The organism is Methanomassiliicoccales archaeon, assembly GCA_038740345.1.
In the GTDB taxonomy this organism is placed as follows: Archaea; Thermoplasmatota; Thermoplasmata; order Methanomassiliicoccales; family UBA472; genus JAJRAN01.
Map to the genome: position 1 here is coordinate 14205 of JAVYMA010000022.1, position 18049 is coordinate 32253.

The 18049-nt window shown below is 40.2% G+C and carries 18 protein-coding genes; 14 read left to right on the plus strand and 4 right to left on the minus strand.

The features are described 5' to 3' along the window. Positions 1 to 73: 73 nt before the first annotated feature. Positions 74 to 298, minus strand: a complete 225-nt coding sequence (locus QW520_07470) for a ferredoxin (protein ID MEM0449640.1) — start codon at positions 296 to 298, stop codon at positions 74 to 76. A 131-nt stretch (positions 299 to 429) separates the two neighbouring features. Between QW520_07470 and aspS the strand changes: the two genes are divergently transcribed. The 5 genes from aspS (at position 430) to QW520_07495 (ending at position 4833) form a co-directional block, all read left to right on the plus strand. Beyond that, positions 430 to 1752, plus strand: a complete 1323-nt coding sequence (gene aspS, locus QW520_07475; protein MEM0449641.1) for an aspartate--tRNA(Asn) ligase — start codon at positions 430 to 432, stop codon at positions 1750 to 1752. A 50-nt stretch (positions 1753 to 1802) separates the two neighbouring features. After that, positions 1803 to 2294 (plus strand): RusA family crossover junction endodeoxyribonuclease, encoded by a 492-nt coding sequence (locus QW520_07480; protein MEM0449642.1) that lies wholly within the window; start codon positions 1803 to 1805, stop codon positions 2292 to 2294. Positions 2295 to 2970: 676 nt separating this feature from the next. Then, entirely contained in the window at positions 2971 to 3210 is a 240-nt protein-coding gene (locus QW520_07485; protein ID MEM0449643.1) for an Lrp/AsnC ligand binding domain-containing protein, read from the plus strand. A gap of 35 nt (positions 3211 to 3245) precedes the next feature. Beyond that, entirely contained in the window at positions 3246 to 3932 is a 687-nt protein-coding gene (locus tag QW520_07490) for a hypothetical protein (GenBank protein MEM0449644.1), read from the plus strand. Between the two features lie 271 nt (positions 3933 to 4203). Next, complete coding sequence (locus QW520_07495) at positions 4204 to 4833, plus strand: LysE family transporter (protein ID MEM0449645.1); 630 nt, start codon at positions 4204 to 4206, stop codon at positions 4831 to 4833. 307 nt (positions 4834 to 5140) lie between these two features. Here QW520_07495 and nadA read toward each other — a convergent pair whose 3' ends face one another. Further along, positions 5141 to 6049, minus strand: coding sequence for a quinolinate synthase NadA (nadA, locus tag QW520_07500; protein MEM0449646.1), 909 nt, complete (start codon positions 6047 to 6049; stop codon positions 5141 to 5143). A gap of 368 nt (positions 6050 to 6417) precedes the next feature. On the opposite strand from nadA, the gene QW520_07505 reads away from it, so the two are divergent. Both QW520_07505 and QW520_07510 read left to right on the plus strand, forming a co-directional pair. Then, positions 6418 to 7536: a 2-oxoacid:acceptor oxidoreductase subunit alpha gene (locus QW520_07505; protein MEM0449647.1), complete on the plus strand. Its 1119-nt coding sequence runs from the start codon at positions 6418 to 6420 to the stop codon at positions 7534 to 7536. Next, positions 7536 to 8327 carry a thiamine pyrophosphate-dependent enzyme gene (locus QW520_07510; protein ID MEM0449648.1) on the plus strand — a complete coding sequence of 264 codons (792 nt, stop codon included), beginning with the start codon at positions 7536 to 7538 and terminating at the stop codon, positions 8325 to 8327. Before QW520_07505 ends, QW520_07510 begins: the two co-directional genes overlap by 1 nt. Before the next feature lie 214 nt (positions 8328 to 8541). Here the strand turns inward: QW520_07510 and QW520_07515 are convergent, their stop codons facing one another. Then, on the minus strand, positions 8542 to 9426 hold the full coding sequence (locus QW520_07515; protein ID MEM0449649.1) for a DUF362 domain-containing protein: 885 nt from the start codon (positions 9424 to 9426) through the stop codon (positions 8542 to 8544). A 525-nt stretch (positions 9427 to 9951) separates the two neighbouring features. On the opposite strand from QW520_07515, the gene QW520_07520 reads away from it, so the two are divergent. Further along, positions 9952 to 10398, plus strand: a complete 447-nt coding sequence (locus QW520_07520; GenBank protein ID MEM0449650.1) for a DNA-binding protein — start codon at positions 9952 to 9954, stop codon at positions 10396 to 10398. Between the two features lie 295 nt (positions 10399 to 10693). Here the strand turns inward: QW520_07520 and QW520_07525 are convergent, their stop codons facing one another. Further along, positions 10694 to 12946, minus strand: a complete 2253-nt coding sequence (locus QW520_07525) for a PAS domain S-box protein (GenBank protein ID MEM0449651.1) — start codon at positions 12944 to 12946, stop codon at positions 10694 to 10696. Between the two features lie 200 nt (positions 12947 to 13146). Here QW520_07525 and QW520_07530 point away from each other — a divergent pair, with 200 nt between their 5' ends. From QW520_07530 to QW520_07555, 6 genes are all read left to right on the plus strand, one after another. Further along, positions 13147 to 13701, plus strand: coding sequence for a 2-oxoacid:acceptor oxidoreductase family protein (locus QW520_07530; protein MEM0449652.1), 555 nt, complete (start codon positions 13147 to 13149; stop codon positions 13699 to 13701). 50 nt (positions 13702 to 13751) lie between these two features. After that, positions 13752 to 14390 (plus strand): acetate--CoA ligase family protein, encoded by a 639-nt coding sequence (locus QW520_07535; GenBank protein ID MEM0449653.1) that lies wholly within the window; start codon positions 13752 to 13754, stop codon positions 14388 to 14390. 12 nt (positions 14391 to 14402) lie between these two features. Next, positions 14403 to 14792 (plus strand): dihydroneopterin aldolase family protein, encoded by a 390-nt coding sequence (locus tag QW520_07540; GenBank protein MEM0449654.1) that lies wholly within the window; start codon positions 14403 to 14405, stop codon positions 14790 to 14792. A gap of 519 nt (positions 14793 to 15311) precedes the next feature. Beyond that, on the plus strand, positions 15312 to 15854 hold the full coding sequence (locus QW520_07545; protein ID MEM0449655.1) for an NTPase: 543 nt from the start codon (positions 15312 to 15314) through the stop codon (positions 15852 to 15854). A 2-nt stretch (positions 15855 to 15856) separates the two neighbouring features. Continuing rightward, positions 15857 to 16954 carry a tRNA (guanine(26)-N(2))-dimethyltransferase gene (locus QW520_07550; GenBank protein ID MEM0449656.1) on the plus strand — a complete coding sequence of 366 codons (1098 nt, stop codon included), beginning with the start codon at positions 15857 to 15859 and terminating at the stop codon, positions 16952 to 16954. 50 nt (positions 16955 to 17004) lie between these two features. Then, on the plus strand, positions 17005 to 18049 hold a 1045-nt coding region (locus tag QW520_07555), incomplete at its 3' end, for an adenylosuccinate synthase (GenBank protein MEM0449657.1).

Genomic DNA, 18049 nt, shown 5'->3' on the forward strand with positions numbered 1-18049 from the left:
TGATAGGTCAGGATGACTTTTGGCATCCTACCTATTGAAAGCAATTGGTTTTAAGGTTGAAAAATTTTATTTCTCAGCCTAGCGAAATCGCTGAAACAGGGCAAGCATCAGCTGCGTTCTGTGCACATCCTTTTTTGTCATCCGGGATTTCTCCGACATAATTGCTACCTTTGCGGAAGGGTGCCTTCAACTGGGAATTGCCTCCCTCACCTTCCTCAAAGATATCAGGGCATTCGTCATTGTAGCACAGGCCACAACCGGTACATTCATCCTGGTTGATGGAGACTTTGACGGACATGAGGGGCGTAATTGAATAGAATCATATTATAAACTTGCCGAACATTAAGATTAGATGTCGGAACGTTTTAATCTCCTTTAAATGAAGGTATTCCAGCTATTTAATTAAATACAGCTAGGATAATCCGCGGCATGGTATTTATGTCTCTGAATGCAAAATACTCGAAAGACCTCGGGCTTGAATATTCAGAAAAAGAGGTCATAATTGAAGGCTGGGTACAAGAAGTTCGCTCTCTTGGAGGAATAGCTTTCATAATCCTAAGGGATCGCTATGGAACCGTCCAAATCACCGTCCTTAAGAAAAAAATTGATCCAGAACTATTCCATGCCTTTGTTACTTTATCTAGAGAAAGTGTGATAAGAATTTCTGGTGTGTTGAAGAAAAGTGACCAAGCTAAATCAGGTTTTGAAATTCTTCCTAATTCATTGGAGATATTAAGTAAAGCCCAATCACCATTGCCCATGGGTGTAGTGGATAAAGTAGGAGTAGAAATCGATACTCGTTTTGACAATCGATTTATGGATCTCAGGAAGCCTGAGGTCAGAGCAATTTTTGAAATAAAATCTCTAGCGTTGAGGTTTATTGATGAATATCTTTTAAAAAATGGCTTCGTAGAAGTCTTCACTCCAAAGATTGTAGCCTCGGGAGCAGAGGGGGGCGCAACTCTTTTCGAAATTGACTATTTCGGAAAAAAAGCATACCTAGCTCAGAGCCCTCAATTGTACAAGCAAATCCTAATGTCTACCGGCCTGGATAGAGTCTATGAAATTGGTCCCGCATTTCGCGCTGAACCCTCAGACACCGTGCGCCATGTGTCAGAGTTCATATCTTTTGATGGAGAGGTAGCCCATATAACCTCTATGAAAGATATTCTTGAGGTCTTGGAAGGATGTGTGCAGTATACAATTAAAAAAATTGCTGCAGAAGCTATCGAGCATTTAACCAAAATGGATGTAGAAGTGCGAGTGCCAAGGAGTCCGTACCCAGTGATTACATATTCAAGTGCAATAGATATGTTGGATGATGAGGGTTTCTTTGTAAAAATGGGAGATGACCTCGGAACAGAGGGAGAGAAGATATTAGGTAAAATTATGGCGGATAAAGGATACGATGTATATTGGATAACAGAATACCCAGAAGAGTCGAAACCGTTTTACATAATGGAAAAAGAAGGTACACCCTTATCCTATTCTTTCGACTTGGATTATCGTGGTCAAGAGATAGCTTCTGGAGGGCAGAGAGAGCATAGATTTGATAGATTATTGGATAGAATGAGAAAGAAGGGTTTAGACCCGAATGATTTTAAGTTTTATACGGACGCGTTCGCATTCGGAATGCCACCTCACGGTGGTTGGGGACTCGGCATTGAAAGGCTTATTCAAAAAATCCTAGACCTTCCCAACATTAGAGAAGCTATATTATTCCCACGAGATAGAAATCGGCTTAAGCCCTAAATCAAATGAAAGGCTTGAAGAGAAAGGATGTAGTAAATGGGGGTTAGGATATGCAAGATTATGACCGAAGCCCCATGGATGATCTAGAGCTTAGCGAAAGGGTAGAAGAGGATAGTATTACTTTTTTCGTGGCGGGCGAACCTCAACCTAAAGGGAGCACCCGCTCTTTTTATGTGAAGAAACTAGACAGAGTCGTAACTACAGCTTCGAATAAGAACACTAAGCAGTGGCAGCTACGTGTGGCCATGGAAGCACAACGCGCGAACGAAAGCAGAGATTTCTCATTCTTCTGCTCAGATAAAGAGTGCGCGTATGAAGTTGAAGCTCTCTTTTTATTTTCGCGACCGAAAAGCCTTCCAAAGAGGGTTAGAATGAACACCAGAAGGCCTGATCTAGACAAGTTAGCTAGGGCCCTCCTGGATGGCTTAGCTGACATATTAATTCCTGATGACTCGCAAGTTACTTATCTCTCTCTAAGAAAGAGATATGTCTCAAATGGAGAAAGTCCTGGGGCGAGGATATGCGTTCGACGCATTCGCTAAAAGCCCAATTACTGACAATGAATTAGTTTCTTAATAAAATTATGAAAAGGGTTAACCTTATTGTACAGGAGTATCTAGCACATGCGAGTAGTCAATAATTTTTTCAGTACTTTTGATGATAAGAAGTGGGCAAAGTATCTTTTCCCCTATCTCTCTATCATAGGATATTTTCCATGTTTGGTGTTTATTATTATCAAGTAAAGAATATTTATTACATTTATAAGAAAAAGATAGATTCATCTCTCTAGAACACCCTTCACAAGACCTACCGAAGGCCTCGCACTTTTTGCATAACTTTCCGCAAGGAGCCAAATCCATCATAGCATCCTATTTACAATAGTGTTGCCTCAAGTATTAATAATTAGAGTTAGTCTGGAGGCTCTTCACTATATGAAGCTTTTATTTCTTAACTTATGCATATAAAAGCCATATCCCTTAACAACCAATGCAACCCGGCCATTTTAATTCAATTAGAACAGTCTGCACTCATAGGGTTCATCATCCAAATGTTTCAGCTGACCCTCTTTTCTTCATCCTGTTCATATCTCATTGAATGACCGGGTTGCAATTTGGCTCAGATGATTTATATTATTTATCCGTTGGCGATTTCAAATTCATAATAGCAAAGCAATAAATTGATATCTAATACGTTTACAATATATTACTTGCGAGCAAAATGCCGTCGGCATTGGTTTTAATCAATTCTGAGATCGGAAAAGAGATAGACATCCTCGACCAGCTTTGCAAACTACCAGAAATAGAAGAGGCTTTCATTGTTTACGGTGTTTATGATTTAGTAGCAAAGGTAAGTGCGGATAGTATGGAAAATTTAGAGACATCAATAACGACCAAATTGCGAAGGATTACTGGTATTCGCTCCACCCTTACCTTAATAATTAGTCGAGAGTGTAAATAGTTAATCTTAAAAAATATTCTCTGTGGAAGATTGAGATGGCACATAGAGAAGATTTGACACTAGGGCCTAAAAAAAGGCATGAATCTCAAAACGTCTATGAAAGGGATGTAGATATTCTAATCCAGCGGATACTATTAGACAAAACTCCTGAGATACAGAGACAAATACCATTGCTGGCTCAAAAGCTCAAAGACCTACGCGAACGAAATATGCTAAAAATAAATCATTCGATATTGGAACTGGTAGTGGCAAAGTATCTGATTGAAAATGGATATGAGGTTTCACTGGAGCATTCTTTGGGTTCTGGCCTTACATGCGATGTGTATGCCATTAAAGGAATGGGCACTGTAATTGTAGAAGTAGAAACTGGTTATGTGCCGCCATCACATGCCTTAGATCCTATAGATTATATCAAGGCTCGAATTGCAAGTAAAATTGCACGATATTCGAGCTATTGTAATAAATTCTCATTGGGCGCACCAGCACACTATATCATGCCGATTCCAGCTATGCTGATTAAACCAGCTCGTTTTCGAGAGCAGTCAGAAATATCAGTGATAAAGCGTTATTGCGATATGTATTATTCAAATCCTCCCGTCTCAGACGAGGAAATAGTAAATGCTAGAATACACAGTGTACACATAATCGATGTGGAAGGACTAACAATTCGCGAATTTGAACCAAAGGAATACGTGGAGCGAACATCACCTTGGTTCATTTAACCATTTGATAATGTTTAATTATTTTATATAAAATCATTAATTAAATATTAACTCAAATAGAGTCTTTTAATTCTAGAACAAGGTTAATTGTAAAGTGACTTAGATTAACCATCGAATTTCTTCCATTATCATACTGTTAATCTGTTTAAATTCTAATCTATTAAATGTATTAAATTTTTATACAACATTTTAAAAATTATGAAATAGAAATTCAATTAATCGATTTTACACAGTCGAAGCCTTAATACGTGAAATTTAATTATTCCACTTAATGCCAAACGAGTTTGATGCCTTTATTTATTTGGGAATGGTAGCCCTAATCTCATTAAGCGGCGTAATGGCCCCGGGACCTTTACTCGCAACCACCATCTGCAAAGGTTACAAAGACCCAAAAGCTGGTGTCAAGATTTCAGTCGGACATGCCATTATAGAAGCTCCTTTAATAATTGCGATTTTTTTGGGATTTGGCACTATATTGAGAAGTGACATTGTATTTGTTGTAGTAGCCACAGTAGGGGGTGTTGTTCTTTTATACATGGGGAGTGATTTAATTAAATCTAGAAAAACGTACATTTCAGATTGCCCTTCGAGACATTCTGGGGCAATGGGTTCGGGTCTTATAATGACTCTAGCCAATCCATATTGGTTAATATGGTGGGCTACAGCGGGTGCTGCATTAGTTGCAGGAGCTGTTACGTTTGGCTGGATTATGCTCCCTCTATTCATCGGAGTGCATGTTGGAACGGATTTACTTTGGTATTTGCTTGTATCCTTTTCCGTAAACCGGTCAAAAAGTTTGTGGGCCAAAGAAAATCATAAATGGCTATTTTTAAGTTCTGGTGCAATAATGTTGATCTTCGGAATTTATTTTATATATTCAGCATTAAATATCGCCTTCTGACTTAAATCAAAGAATTAATTTGATTTAAGACAATAAAATAATAATTATAGTAATTATATTAGAAGTACGTAAGAATTAAGGCTTTAACCAAAAGGAGATTAAAAAAACAACAGGATGTCACTTTTTGAGTAAAAAATATTGAAGCATTTTTTAATATGGAAGAATGTTTTTAAATCAATAATAAAATAATATTTTCAAATATTTGTATAACTAAAGCATTATATGAATGATATTAGTAAAACAAATCGACGTATTTGATCTTGATTTTGTTAGAACGCATATGAGAAACAGGGCTTTGCTAAGTTTTCTAATCTCCTCTACCTACAGCCATCATACGTTCTAATGGCTTACGAGCACGTGACATAACATTTTCAGGTAGGATAATCTCTTCTTTCATATATTCTAAAGAATGAATTATTGAACCCAAGCTTATCCGTTTCATGTTTGGACATATCATTCCAGGGATGGAGTGGAATCTTTTACCAGGTGCTTCTTTATTAAGTCTGTGAAGCAGCTCTCGCTCAGTTACTATTATAAATTCCCAATCTGAAGAATCTCGGACATACTTAATCATGCCTTCAGTCGATTTCACCGCATCTGCTAAATCCAATACCTCTGGTCTGCATTCAGGATGAGCAAGAACCTTGGCTTGTGGGTACCGAAGCTTCTCCCTTAACACATCCTCCCGTGTTACAGAGTTGTGAATGGGGCAGAAACCTGGCCATAGTATCAACTTTTTTTTAGGCAGAGATTTTTGCACCCAATATCCAAGGTTTTCATCAGGGACAAACAATATCTTTTCCGATTTGAGAGAGGAGACAACTTTAACCGCGTTTGAAGAAGTGCAACAAATATCCATCTCTGCCTTTGTGGCGGCTGAGGTATTAACGTACCCAACAACTTCAGCGTCGGGGTGTTTTTCCTTGAAGGTCTTTAGACCCTTCACGTCTATCATAGCAGCCATAGGGCACTGTGCTTCGGGTTCAGGAAGAAGCACTGTTTTTTTCGGATTAAGGACCTTGGCACTTTCCGCCATAAAATCTACGCCACAAAACACTATCACCTCCGCATCAACCTCAGATGCTAGAATGCTAAGACCCAGCGAATCACCCACGAAATCTGCCACATCTTGGACTTCGGGCATCTGATAATTGTGCGCAAGAATGACAGCATTGCGCTCCCTTTTCAAATGCATAATGCGAGAGACCAAGGACATTAGATTGTAAAAACAAATTGTATGTATAAAGTATTGGCGATAGATTAAACTTGATATTATGGATTTTTAGAAAACAACAAAATTATATTTGAAATAGGCACGATTGATATTCAAGGAGAAAAATATCTGATGTTAATAAAAACTAATCGAAAATATTGCAAGGGTTGCAATCTGTGCGTGGTTGTTTGCCCTAATAAAGTCTTTGAAAAGGGCTCTGAAATAAGTGAAAGAGGCTACATTTTACCTCAAGTTAAACACCCAGAGAGATGTCCTAATTTTAAACGTAAAACCAAAAGAAATGCAGTTTGCGAAATGTGCATATTGACGTGTCCTGACCAGGCCCTTTTTTGGGATGAGGAGGTTTCGAGATGAAATTGCCCCCTGGAACTTACTTTATGCAAGGAAATGAAGCTTGTGTCGAAGCCTCCCTCCATGCAGGTTTGCGTTTCTATGCGGGGTATCCAATAACACCGTCTACGGAAATAGCTGAAGGATTAGCGTTAAGGATACCAGAGGAAGGGGGAATATTTCTCCAAATGGAAGATGAGATAGCATCGATATCTGCTTGCATAGGAGCAGCGTGGACGGGAGCTAAGGCTCTTACAGCTACTTCAGGACCGGGGTTCTCTCTAATGCAAGAGAGTATTGGGTATGCAGCAATGACGGAGACACCTCTGGTCGTAATTGATGTTATGAGGGGGGGGCCTTCGACTGGATTGCCAACAAAAGTTGGTCAAGGAGACGTGATGCAAGCGAAATATGGCTCTCATGGGGACTACCCCACCATTGTATTGGCTCCTGCTAATGTGCAGGACATGTTCGATTTGACGATAGAGGCATTCAATTTTTCTGAGAAATATCGTGTTCCATCAATTATTCTTTCCGATGCAGAGATCGGTCATATGAGAGCTAAATTCTCAGTTCCAGAGAGTATAGAAGTGTGTGAAAGGAAAATCCGCGAGGATAAGGTGTGGCACGACGGGTTCGCTTATGATGAAACACTGGTACCTAAAATGCCAATATTCGGGACTGGGGCTAGAGTCCATGTTACTGGTCTTTCTCATGATATAACTGGATATCCCTCAGATGACCCTGAGGTGCATAATGAGCTGGTCAATCGTTTGCATGAAAAAATATCGATTAACAAAGATAAGATATGCATGGTGGATGCGTATAAACCTGGTTCAAAGTACATGCTTATAAGCTATGGCTCCTCGGTCTTTCCCTCTTGGGAAGTCATGCACATGAGGGAGGATGTTGGTCTTATAATCCTTAAGACATTATGGCCATTTCCATATGAAAAATTGAGTAATTTAATCTCAGAGAGCAAAGAATTGATAGTGGTAGAAATGAATATGGGCCAAGTATTCAATAACGTTAAGATCGCTGCCTGTATGGCTGGACATCCTAAGGTAAGATTATTTTCAGAGGTTGGGGGGGAAGTCCCATCTCCTAAACGCCTTGCTCGGTATCTGGAGGAAGAGTGATGGAATTTTTTGACCTTTTTAGAGAGGATAGGTGGCCGCATATGTTTTGCCCGGGATGCGGTATAGGCACGATAATGAATTGCTTCTATCGAGCATTTGACCAGGTTGGAATGGATCAAGATAAAACCGTTTTTGTCTCAGGCATAGGTTGCTCATCAAGGATTATTGGTTATATCAGAGCGGATAGCATACATACAACCCATGGGAGAGCTCTGCCAGTAGCGACGGGCATCAAATTGGCCAATCCTGACCTTAATGTGATCGTATTTTCCGGGGATGGAGATATCGGTGCCATTGGTGGAAATCATTTCATCAATGCGGCGAGAAGAAATGTAGATATTAATGTCATATGCATCAATAATTTCATCTATGGTATGACTGGAGGGCAGGTATCAACTACGACGCCTTATAGGGCGTACTCAACGACTACCCCCTATGGAAGCAAAGAATATCCCTTCGACCTAGCCGAACTAGCAGTTGCTTCAGGAGCTAATTATGTTGCTCGCTGGACAGTCCGAAATGTAAAAGAATTGATAGCAAGCATGTCAAGAGGAATGCGGAAAAAAGGATTTTCCTTCATTGAAGTGGCATCTCCATGTCCTACTTCATTTGGCAGGAGAAATCGTATGCCAGAGCCTAATCAAATGTTCGAATGGCTAAAAATAATAACAGTTAGGCGTGAAAAAGGCAAGGCCTGGGGTCTAGATATGATGGATTTGAACTTAGAGGGTAGGGTCACAATAGGTGAATTTGTAGAGCGAGATCGTCCTCCTTATGGACTTATTGCTTGATAAGATTAATTTAGGAGGTTTTCTATCCTCTTAATATTCATTTAATTTTTTATTCTGGCACTGATGCGTTGAACGAAAATAAACGTTAATTGAGCTTTTTTTCTAAGATATAAAATATGCTTCCGTGTTTCTAATTTTCAGGATAAATTGCCCTTAAAACATAGTCATAAAAATTTCTACCGTAAATCACGCTTTCAAAATAAAGTTATGAACACTAAGCCATTAATTGATCCTCGATCAGCGATGTTATCTCTTCTGCCTCCTTATTCAAGGGTACTAGCTCTATCTCTTTAGCTTCTCTCACTCCTAGACCTAACTCTGCTGCTCTTTTTATTTGATCTTGCATGAATACAGGACGACGCTCTATTTCGGGTGTTGTACCGTGCATCTTTAATGCAGCCACCCCTACAGCGTCTATAGCGACACGGTCCTTAGAGGCTAGCGTAAGATTCGCCCTCCATATTGCCCCTCGCATCGGTCCCCCTGTATAAAACGATTCTACTCCATCCATTATTATGAGATCGGGTTCGTAAGCATAGTTCATTTCTGCGATCATTTCTCTTTGATATGCGGAGGTATGAAGCTCATCCATATTCATTCGATGCACCATGCCAGTAGTCAACTTTAAGGACATGCTAAAATGCCCTCCATATTGGTGAGTTTTAAGACAACATAAGCAAACAACTCGGTCTGCTTGTAGGACTGGCCTGGCGAATAGGAAACCGTCTTTCCAATGAGAGCTTGGTGGCTGTATCTTTCGATAATTCTCGTCAGGCATTTCATCAAAGATTAGACAAGAGAATCCTTCCTCTTTACCGTAATCGAAAATGCCCTTTTCGAAAAATACTTGCCTAGTACTCATGGGTCCGCTTCTGTCAGCTACAACCACACTTGAAGGTGAATCTTTCTTAACTATCCCCACAATTGCTTTTAACGTATCGATATGAGTGGAGGCTGGAGCTGGATCACTAGTGTTGAAATTTGGTTTGATTAGAACGTCTTTTCTTTCAAAATTTGGGAGTCCTATAGCTTTCGCGACGTTTATTATGGCTCTTATTCGATTGCTATCTAACGATATGGCGACCTTAACACCACTCAAGATGTCACCAATATATAATACTTTTAAGTTTTCAATAAAATTTTCCAAAAATAATGATGTGAAATTGAAGGAACCTACTTCGACTTTTTCAGCTAATTTTTTTGTAATAAAATTATATTACATATAATTAAAAAAGGATGGATTATAAATTGATGTTCAAATCAAATAAATTTTTTGAATAATATTTACATTATATTAATAGAAATTTAATTTATATATAAACATTTTGAATCAAAATAATACAAAAAACATATTCTGACCTTTTAATTATTTTGCTTTTTTAATTCCCACTAAAAACTTTTGAGATATGAGGTTTTATGATAAACAAATAAAATTATAATTGATGAATTATCTGTTAACAATTATTTTTTTAAAATTCATATTTAAAGGTGTTAAATAAAATTAAGAGTTAAGAATTCTTTTTAATTTCAGATGCCTCAAAAAGAAAAACCTTAGAAATGAATCATAATAAAAAAAATCAGAGTATATTGTTTATGATTAATAATCCTGATTTGGGTTAATATTATGAAATACACGCAAGGTAAAATTGGAAGGATTTTTGTACTCAGATTAGAAGATGGAGAAATTTTGCATGAGGAGGTAGAAAGATTCGCGGCCGATAAACGCATTGAGGCTGGAATAGTTACTATAGTAGGTGCCGCGAACAAAGGGAGCTTATTAATTGTAGGACCTGATAATGATGAAGTGTTACCTATCCTCCCGATGGAGCAGGGACTTGATCAAGTTTTCGAAATGGAAGGCGTTGGCACGATATTCTTGAATGATCAGGGAAAACCTGTATTGCATATGCACATTGCTTGTGGCAGAGCGCACAGCACTGTGACTGGTTGTGTGCGCAAAGGTGTTCGGATATGGAAAGTAGCGGAAGTAGTCATAGTGGAGCTGACTGGAATTAATGCTCGAAGGGAATTAGATGTTCAAACGGGATTTGAACTTCTGAAGCTTAGATGACCTGTTATGATAGACCTGTCCAAGCAATCCTTGAATATTTGAAAATAAGCGAAGTGTGAACTCTAAAATCTCATATCTTTCCTAGTTCATAATGGGCAAATGAAAAAGTGATTACCATTGCGTTTTGAAAGGCTCCATAATGTCAAAAAATGAAGGGGGACCTGCTGCTTGTTTATTTATTTTTGATTTTTTGAAGGGCGCTAAGCTTTCGCCTTTAATATATAGACATCCGATAGTTTATATTAGATCCTTATAAAATTCTTTTTTTGAAGATATTGTTTAATTTTAAATTCTGTTATTGAGCCCCTGGAAATGTAAAGACGAATGCAGTTCCCCGAGGTTCATTGTCCTCTACGCGCACATTCCCCCGATATCTCTCTATCGCTTTTGAAACAAGATACAAACCCAGCCCAGTGCCTGCGTTTCCTCCGTAGCTGAACCCTTCTTCGAAAATGCGAGGCTTAATAGAATCTGGTATGCCTATTCCATCATCAGCGATGCGCAATATCACCTGTCCATTCTCATTCCAAATCTTAACTTTTATATGATCTGCCTTGCCATGAATCATGGCATTGCGAACAATATTGTCTATTGCAGATGGCAAAGCATCGTCTGCATAAATCATTCCTTCTCCCTCTACATTGAAATCCACCATATATCCACGGAGAACTTTTTCTGCCGTTTGCTTAAGATCATAAAGTTTGACAGAGCCACCCGATACGACCAGAGATTCAAGTTCCTTCATGCGGCGAATCATTTCCACAGATCTATTGACTGCCTTCGTGGCTGTATCCAAGAACCTCTCCTGTTTAGTGCGCTGGTACATTTCTAAAGAACCTGAAAGTACCATGAGTTCATTCAGCGTATCATGACGAAGGATACGATTAACAAGCCGCAATATATCATTTAGCTGAAGAAGCCTGTCTTCCATTGCCTTACGTTCTGTGATATCCGATGCCACTATAATTATCGAAGACACTTGACCTTCCTGATCTAAAATCGGAGCACTACAAATATTGATCGTTCGACCCTCAAAGCTAAAGGGAAAATCATAAATATTTTCGCCTCGCAACATTCTATGGAAAACGTTTTTTGTCTCGATGTTCTCTTTTAAAGGCAATTTAAAAATTTCACATTTTTCGGAGTCCCAACCGAATATTTTCTCGGCAGCAGGATTCCATGTCAAAACATTACCCTCTGGGTCTAAAGTCACGATGGCCATGGGTGAGGTTTGAATTATCGCACGAAGCTTATTTCCGGTGGACCATAATCTTTCCTCTGCGGCTTTAATTTCTGCTTCTTCTATTATGCGTTGCCTGTCTGAAATCTCTTTTATAGCATGAGAGATATTCTCGGCCAGCTCCTCAAGTATAAGGACTTCCTCTTTCTCCATATCTGCACGATTAGCGGCTACAATGAGAACCGCTTTAACTTTGTTCTCTATTACTATAGGATAAGCTGAGTACGAAATCCTCTTACTCGATTTTTCTTCATTATTTAAAATATAAAGAACTCTTGATGATGTACGATAAACATCTCTCAATATCTTTTCGAGAATATTCTTTTCAAAAATAGTTTTGCCTTCTCTAGAAATCAATTCGCTTTCAGAACGTACAATCTCCCTCGGAGCGCTTGATTCATCCAAATCCCCTATCCAAGCAGCACAGTATTCGCCCTCCTTCACTAAACCATTGCAGATATTAATCAGCAACTCTATCTCGCTCTTAGCACGTAAAATAACTAAGCTAGCAAAGCTCATCGTCTTGAATATTATAGACATCCGGTGCTCGCGCCGATGGGCTCGACAAAGCTCAGTTACATCATGAATCATTGCATATCCTAGCCTTCTCCCTTTGATTTTTAACATTCCTGAAAATATCTCTACTTCTCGAGTCTCGCCATTTGCCAATAGGGCTAGGCCCTGCACCTTAACACCTTTACCTATGCCATCATGCCATTTCCTGAAGTTTTCAACGTCCACGATGTTAGGGCTGAGCTTTGAGATATGCATTCCTACTAAGCTTTCATAACTATAACCAAATAAGCTAACCGCTGCTCCATTAGCATCTATTATAACGCCAGTGACGGGATCGATGAGGAGCATCCCTTCTATGTTTTCTTTAAAGAGCTTTTCATATATTTGCTCAGATTCCTCTATACTCTCAGAGGCTTCACGCTGTTCCACTGAGCGTTTGATCATGTTAATTAACTCAACAAATTGAGCCTTTGGATCTCCCCCTTTCTGAAGATAGAAATCAGCGCCGTTATTCAATGCCTCGATAACTACATCTTCCCTTCCCTTGCCAGTGAACAGAATAAAAGGTAATTTCCGCCCCTGCAGCCTCACTGTCTTAAGGAAATTAATCCCATCGACAAGCGGCATCTGATAATCACACACTATGGCATCTATTTCCAAGGCTTCCAATTTTACGAGTGCATCCATTGCTGAATCGCTAGTAACCACTCTGATGTCGCCATCTCTCTCCAGGAATTCCTTTGCCAACTCAAGCAACGATGGCTCATCGTCTACATAGAGGACCGTTATCATTCAATTATCCCATTTCGTCGATTAAGCCAACATCTCGACAATATTTTATTCTAACTGCATCAAAATCCCGGTTTAAAATTGAACAGATTTAACCGCATGACATGAGCTTTTTACAATTATGAAATGCCATACCTATTTTCATATAAGATATTATACTTATAATCAATATTTTTAAAAGGAGTTATAAAGGTGATAGGCAAGTGCAGAAATCAGTACGCCTGGCTGGACTTGGCGGACAAGGCATGATATTTGCTGGAATCGTGCTAGCCAGAGCTGTGGCACTGTATGAGAGACGAAATGGTCAGGAGTTATATGCTATCCAAACTCAATCCTATGGTCCTGCCGCAAGGGGAGAGACTTCAAAATGTGACGTCGTTATATCGGACGTGCCCAATTTTTATCCTTTTCCAGAGAAGGTGGACTTTCTTGTCATTATGTCCCAGCCAGCTTATGAGAAATATATTGAGAGCGCTCACGAGGCAAGCATAATAATATTGGAGGAAGAAGCCGTAGGAAGCAGACCACAAATTACTCATTATGAGATTCCAGCCCTTAAACGAAGCGATGAAATCGGAGTAATATCTTCGGCTAACATGATTATGCTTGGAGCGCTGGCATACATATCCAATTTAGCCTCTAAGGAAGCTTTGATAAAGGCGATATTTGACCTTAGCCCTTTGGGTGCTTTTGAAATGAATGAACGCGCTTTTAACGAGGGTTTGGCTTTAGGCAAAGAAGCTGTTAAAGAAGGCTGAAAAGAGAAATCGCATAAGAAGGAATTAATCAATCTTCGGAGAATGCATGAATGACACGCATGTCGCAGCCTTTAAAGACGCTATCAGAAGCAGAGGTTAAGGAGATGCTCCGTTCCCGTGGTATAACCACGACTGATTTTCTGCTTCCCACAAGAGAGGAGTTGAGCAGGATATCTTTACGTTATCCGTTGGCTGTAAAGGTGAGCTCCCCAGATATTTTGCATAAGACCGAGGTGGGAGGTGTATTTCTCAATGTGAGCACACCACAAGAGCTTGTGGCCAGATATGATGAAATCATATCACGATTTCCTCAGGGAAAGGTTTTGGTCGAAAGCATGGAAAAAACAGGCCCGGAGGCCATCGTCGGACTATTTAGAGATCGAAGCTTTGGAATGAGCATAATGACTGGACTTGGAGGCGTCATGACCGAGCTCTTTCGAGACGTCTCTTTCAGAAAACTTCCCATATCCCGATTGGATGCTTTGGAGATGATTGAGGAGACAAGGCTTAACTCATATTTTGAAGGGTTTCGAGGTTTCAGGGCTGATGAGGATGCTTTCATTGACCTTCTATTGAAAATGTCATCTTGGGTGGAAGAGCTAAAAGACTTGGAGCAATTAGATCTCAATCCAATCATATTGCGGGAAAAGGGATATGTCGTTTTAGATGCCAAAATGATTATCAATTAGGGAGATGAAATTATGAGCAGTCTACGCGAGCAGCTGGCTAGCAAATACTTCAATTGCAGCCTTAAAGAGAGAGCAATCTTCGAGGCGGGAATTAAACTAGGGACCATATACCATCAATTTGTAGGTACACCTGTTTGTTCCGCTAATGTTGACATCCTTGAGAGGGCTATAGAAGATGGCGTCAAGGTTCAGCCCTTTGTCAGAGGCATAAAGGTGAATATAGATCGTAAAGCTCTCAGATGTAAAAAGGACGAGTATGATTATCAAACCTTGACAGGCAACATGCTAGATGTGATTCTAGAAATCCAGATAGAAAATGTCAGGGTCGTAGCAGAGATGCGATATATTAAAGAACTTCATTATCCTTTAATGTTTGTAAGCTCCGTAGAGGAGCTCGACTAATTTTCACAAATCAATATTTTATATTATACTCATTTTTCATTTGAATCATCTTTCTGTTTGTTTTTATTGTCATTTATCGAATTCTTTGTTGAAGACGATTTTAAAACGACCTCTAAATAAAGTCGCCTTTTATGAATATGAATAAGCGTCTCAAGTCTTCGTAAATAATTCCAGGGGCGTAAGATAAATATAAAAGCTGCTACCACAGAGAATGAAAGACCCGATATAAAACACAACAGTTCTCTAGCCAGAGCTGAGAGCGCTATCATTGCAAATCCTATAATGACCAAGATCGAGGAAACTGTAAGCAATTCTCTCTTCAATTGCTTCCAAGCCTGACTACTTTCGCGATTTTTCATTGTGTGAGTGAAGAGTCCCTTTGGAATATATCGTCTATTGCCAGTGTTTTCTGTGTTAAACATTTTCGAGGACAAAGGTAGTTAAGTAAGAAAATCCATATCCCCATTCTAACCTGTTTGAGCGAAAAAACTTCTGGATGTCGCTCCCTTCGGTGAAAGGATGAACAACATTAAAATCGGGATCACTGGTCTGCCTGGCGCAGGGAAAACTCATGCTCTTCTGAAAGTCATAGAAATGTTAGAATCGGAAGAGATGAAAGTTGGAGGAATGATTACTGAGCCAATAATGGAGGATAATCGTAGGGTAGGATTTTCAATAATAGATTGGAGGACTAAGGAAAAGGCAGTGCTGGCCCATATTAATATTCAAAGTAAGTTCATGGTGGGAAAGTTCGGGGTTGATTTGAGCGTGCTCGAAAATATCGGAGTCAATGCTCTAATGAGAGCCTGCGAGGAATCTGACGTCATTGTAATTGATGAAGTTGGGAAAATGGAAGTGGAATCCGACCGCTTCGTTTCAGCAGTTAAGTTCGCGCTGGAAGTGGAGAAGCCTATGATCCTTACCCTGCATAAAAAATCACGCAATCCATTACTCCAGGATATTCGGAGAAGGGATGATGTTAGGATATTAGAAGTCACCCCTATTAACCGAAATCTTCTTCCCTATAAAATAATGAAACTCATGAAGGGAGAGCTGCTTTGAATGTGATCAGGGACTCAATAGAGATTATTGAGGGAAAAACTAAATTGCTGATTCCTAAGGAGCATTCACAAAAAGGACCGGGCAAGCGCTTAGGGCAGGTTTTTTTTAACTCTCAAATGGCTTTCAATCGCGATGTCACAGTGATGCTTTTCCGCGCCCTTCGATTTAAAGGTATCTGCTTGGATGCCATGGCTGCCACCGGGGCAAGAGGATTGCGTATCGTAAATGAAAGCCCAGGAGATTTCGAGATGGTGTTGAACGATAAAGATCCTCGCGCCTTTCAATATATCCAAGCAAACATCTCTCTTAATTCATTGAAAAATTGCCAAGCCTGCAATGAGGATCTAAGATGCCATTTAGCTAAGCACATGTATGATTACATCGATATTGACCCGTTTGGCTCACCGGTTCCATTTATTCATGCTTCCTTTCAAGGTTTAAAGCGAGGAGGAATACTAGCCATTACTGCTACTGACACCGCTACTTTATCTGGCACCCATGAGAAAAAATGTATTCGCCGTTATATGGCATCGCCTTTACGCAATCTTTTCTGTCATGAAACAGGTTTACGGATAATGTTGGGGTATCTAGCCCGTGAAGCAGCTCAATTCGATAAAGGTGTTAGACCGATCTTATGTTTCTATGCCGATCACTACTTTCGTTGCTTTATTCGATTAAATGAAGGAGCATCCGCTGCGGATGCTGCGCTGGAAAACCTGGGTTATGTAGGATTCAATGAGTCGAGCCATGAGCGTTTGCTTTCGACACGGCAGGCAGAAGGTCTTTGCGGACCCTTGTGGCTGGGATCATTGCAGGATAAAGAGCTCATTAACTCAATGAAACCAGCAGAGGACCTTGCCGAACCAGGTAGATGCGCCAAATACATACATATTTGGAGACAAGAACTTAACATACCATTTTTCTACGAGAACAATGAGATCTCTTCATTGCTCAAGACTTCCCCTCTTCCTTTAGAAGAACTATTGCGGAGGCTTAATTCAGTCGGTAGAGCTTCCAGGACTCACTTTTCACCCACCGGCTTCCTTACCGATCTGCCAATTGAAAAGATTAAAAATCTATATTTGATGAGCCAGATTTGAATGACCGAACGGTTTATTTATGCCCTGTCGGATGCCAGCGCGGTGAGGGCATGAGCACGCTCGCAGTCATCGGTATGCAATGGGGTGACGAGGGCAAGGGTAAGATCACAGACTATCTGGCTCAGAATGCCGATATGGTGGTAAGATTCCAAGGTGGAGCCAACGCAGGTCATACAATTGAAATCGGTGAGGAGGTGTTCGCCCTACACCTCTTGCCCTCCGGAATTCTTAGGCCCAAAATCATAAATGTCATCGGAAATGGCGTTGTGGTCGACCTCGAAGCTTTGGAGGCGGAGATGTCCAAGGTCCAAGCAAGCGGGCGGAGTGTGGAGGGGTTGCGCATTTCTGATCGGGCCAATATCGTCATGCCCCACCATCGAATGATGGATGGATTGGAAGAGAAGGTCAAGGGAAAAAAAGGATTAGGGACCACAGGAAGAGGGATTGGCCCTTGTTATGCAGACAAAGTGGCTCGCCATGGATTGCGAATGTGCGATCTTTTAGAGTCAGAAGAGTATCTTAGAGAGAGATTAGAACTGATTTATGACATTAAACGCGATCAAATAGCTGCTCTAGGAGAAGATAAGTTACCACCAATCGAAGATACCCTAAATCTTCTTCTGACCCAAGGGAAGAAACTTGCACCATACATTTGCGATACATCCAATTTGGTCAATGATGCTATAAAAAAAGGTAAAAAGGTGCTTTTTGAGGGGGCACAAGGCACTATGTTGGACATTGACCATGGAACATATCCATACGTAACCTCGTCAAATTGCGTAACAGGGGGAATATGCACAGGTGTGGGAATCGGCCCACAGACTATCCATGAGGTGATCGGTGTGATGAAGGCGTACACTACTCGTGTGGGTGCTGGTCCATTCCCCACTGAGCTAACGGATGAGATAGGAAAGAGACTATTAACCAAAGGGGGCGAATATGGGGCCACTACAGGAAGGCCAAGAAGATGTGGCTGGTTGGATATGGTCGTGATCAAGCATGCCATTAAACTTAATGGGGTATCTTCTCTAGCGATTACGAAATTGGATGTTCTTGGAGGGATGCCTAAGATAAAGATTTGTATGGCATATGAAA

What these genes read in the sequence shown, in the direction of transcription:
- QW520_07470 (MEM0449640.1), bottom strand. Translation starts at nt 298, where the DNA reads ATGTCCGTCAAAGTCTCCATCAACCAGGATGAATGTACCGGTTGTGGC.
- aspS (MEM0449641.1), top strand. Translation starts at nt 430, where the DNA reads ATGGTATTTATGTCTCTGAATGCAAAATACTCGAAAGACCTCGGGCTT.
- QW520_07480 (MEM0449642.1), top strand. Translation starts at nt 1,803, where the DNA reads ATGCAAGATTATGACCGAAGCCCCATGGATGATCTAGAGCTTAGCGAA.
- QW520_07485 (MEM0449643.1), top strand. Translation starts at nt 2,971, where the DNA reads ATGCCGTCGGCATTGGTTTTAATCAATTCTGAGATCGGAAAAGAGATA.
- QW520_07490 (MEM0449644.1), top strand. Translation starts at nt 3,246, where the DNA reads ATGGCACATAGAGAAGATTTGACACTAGGGCCTAAAAAAAGGCATGAA.
- QW520_07495 (MEM0449645.1), top strand. Translation starts at nt 4,204, where the DNA reads ATGCCAAACGAGTTTGATGCCTTTATTTATTTGGGAATGGTAGCCCTA.
- nadA (MEM0449646.1), bottom strand. Translation starts at nt 6,049, where the DNA reads ATGTCCTTGGTCTCTCGCATTATGCATTTGAAAAGGGAGCGCAATGCT.
- QW520_07505 (MEM0449647.1), top strand. Translation starts at nt 6,418, where the DNA reads ATGAAATTGCCCCCTGGAACTTACTTTATGCAAGGAAATGAAGCTTGT.
- QW520_07510 (MEM0449648.1), top strand. Translation starts at nt 7,536, where the DNA reads ATGGAATTTTTTGACCTTTTTAGAGAGGATAGGTGGCCGCATATGTTT.
- QW520_07520 (MEM0449650.1), top strand. Translation starts at nt 9,952, where the DNA reads ATGAAATACACGCAAGGTAAAATTGGAAGGATTTTTGTACTCAGATTA.
- QW520_07525 (MEM0449651.1), bottom strand. Translation starts at nt 12,946, where the DNA reads ATGATAACGGTCCTCTATGTAGACGATGAGCCATCGTTGCTTGAGTTG.
- QW520_07535 (MEM0449653.1), top strand. Translation starts at nt 13,752, where the DNA reads ATGACACGCATGTCGCAGCCTTTAAAGACGCTATCAGAAGCAGAGGTT.
- QW520_07540 (MEM0449654.1), top strand. Translation starts at nt 14,403, where the DNA reads ATGAGCAGTCTACGCGAGCAGCTGGCTAGCAAATACTTCAATTGCAGC.
- QW520_07545 (MEM0449655.1), top strand. Translation starts at nt 15,312, where the DNA reads ATGAACAACATTAAAATCGGGATCACTGGTCTGCCTGGCGCAGGGAAA.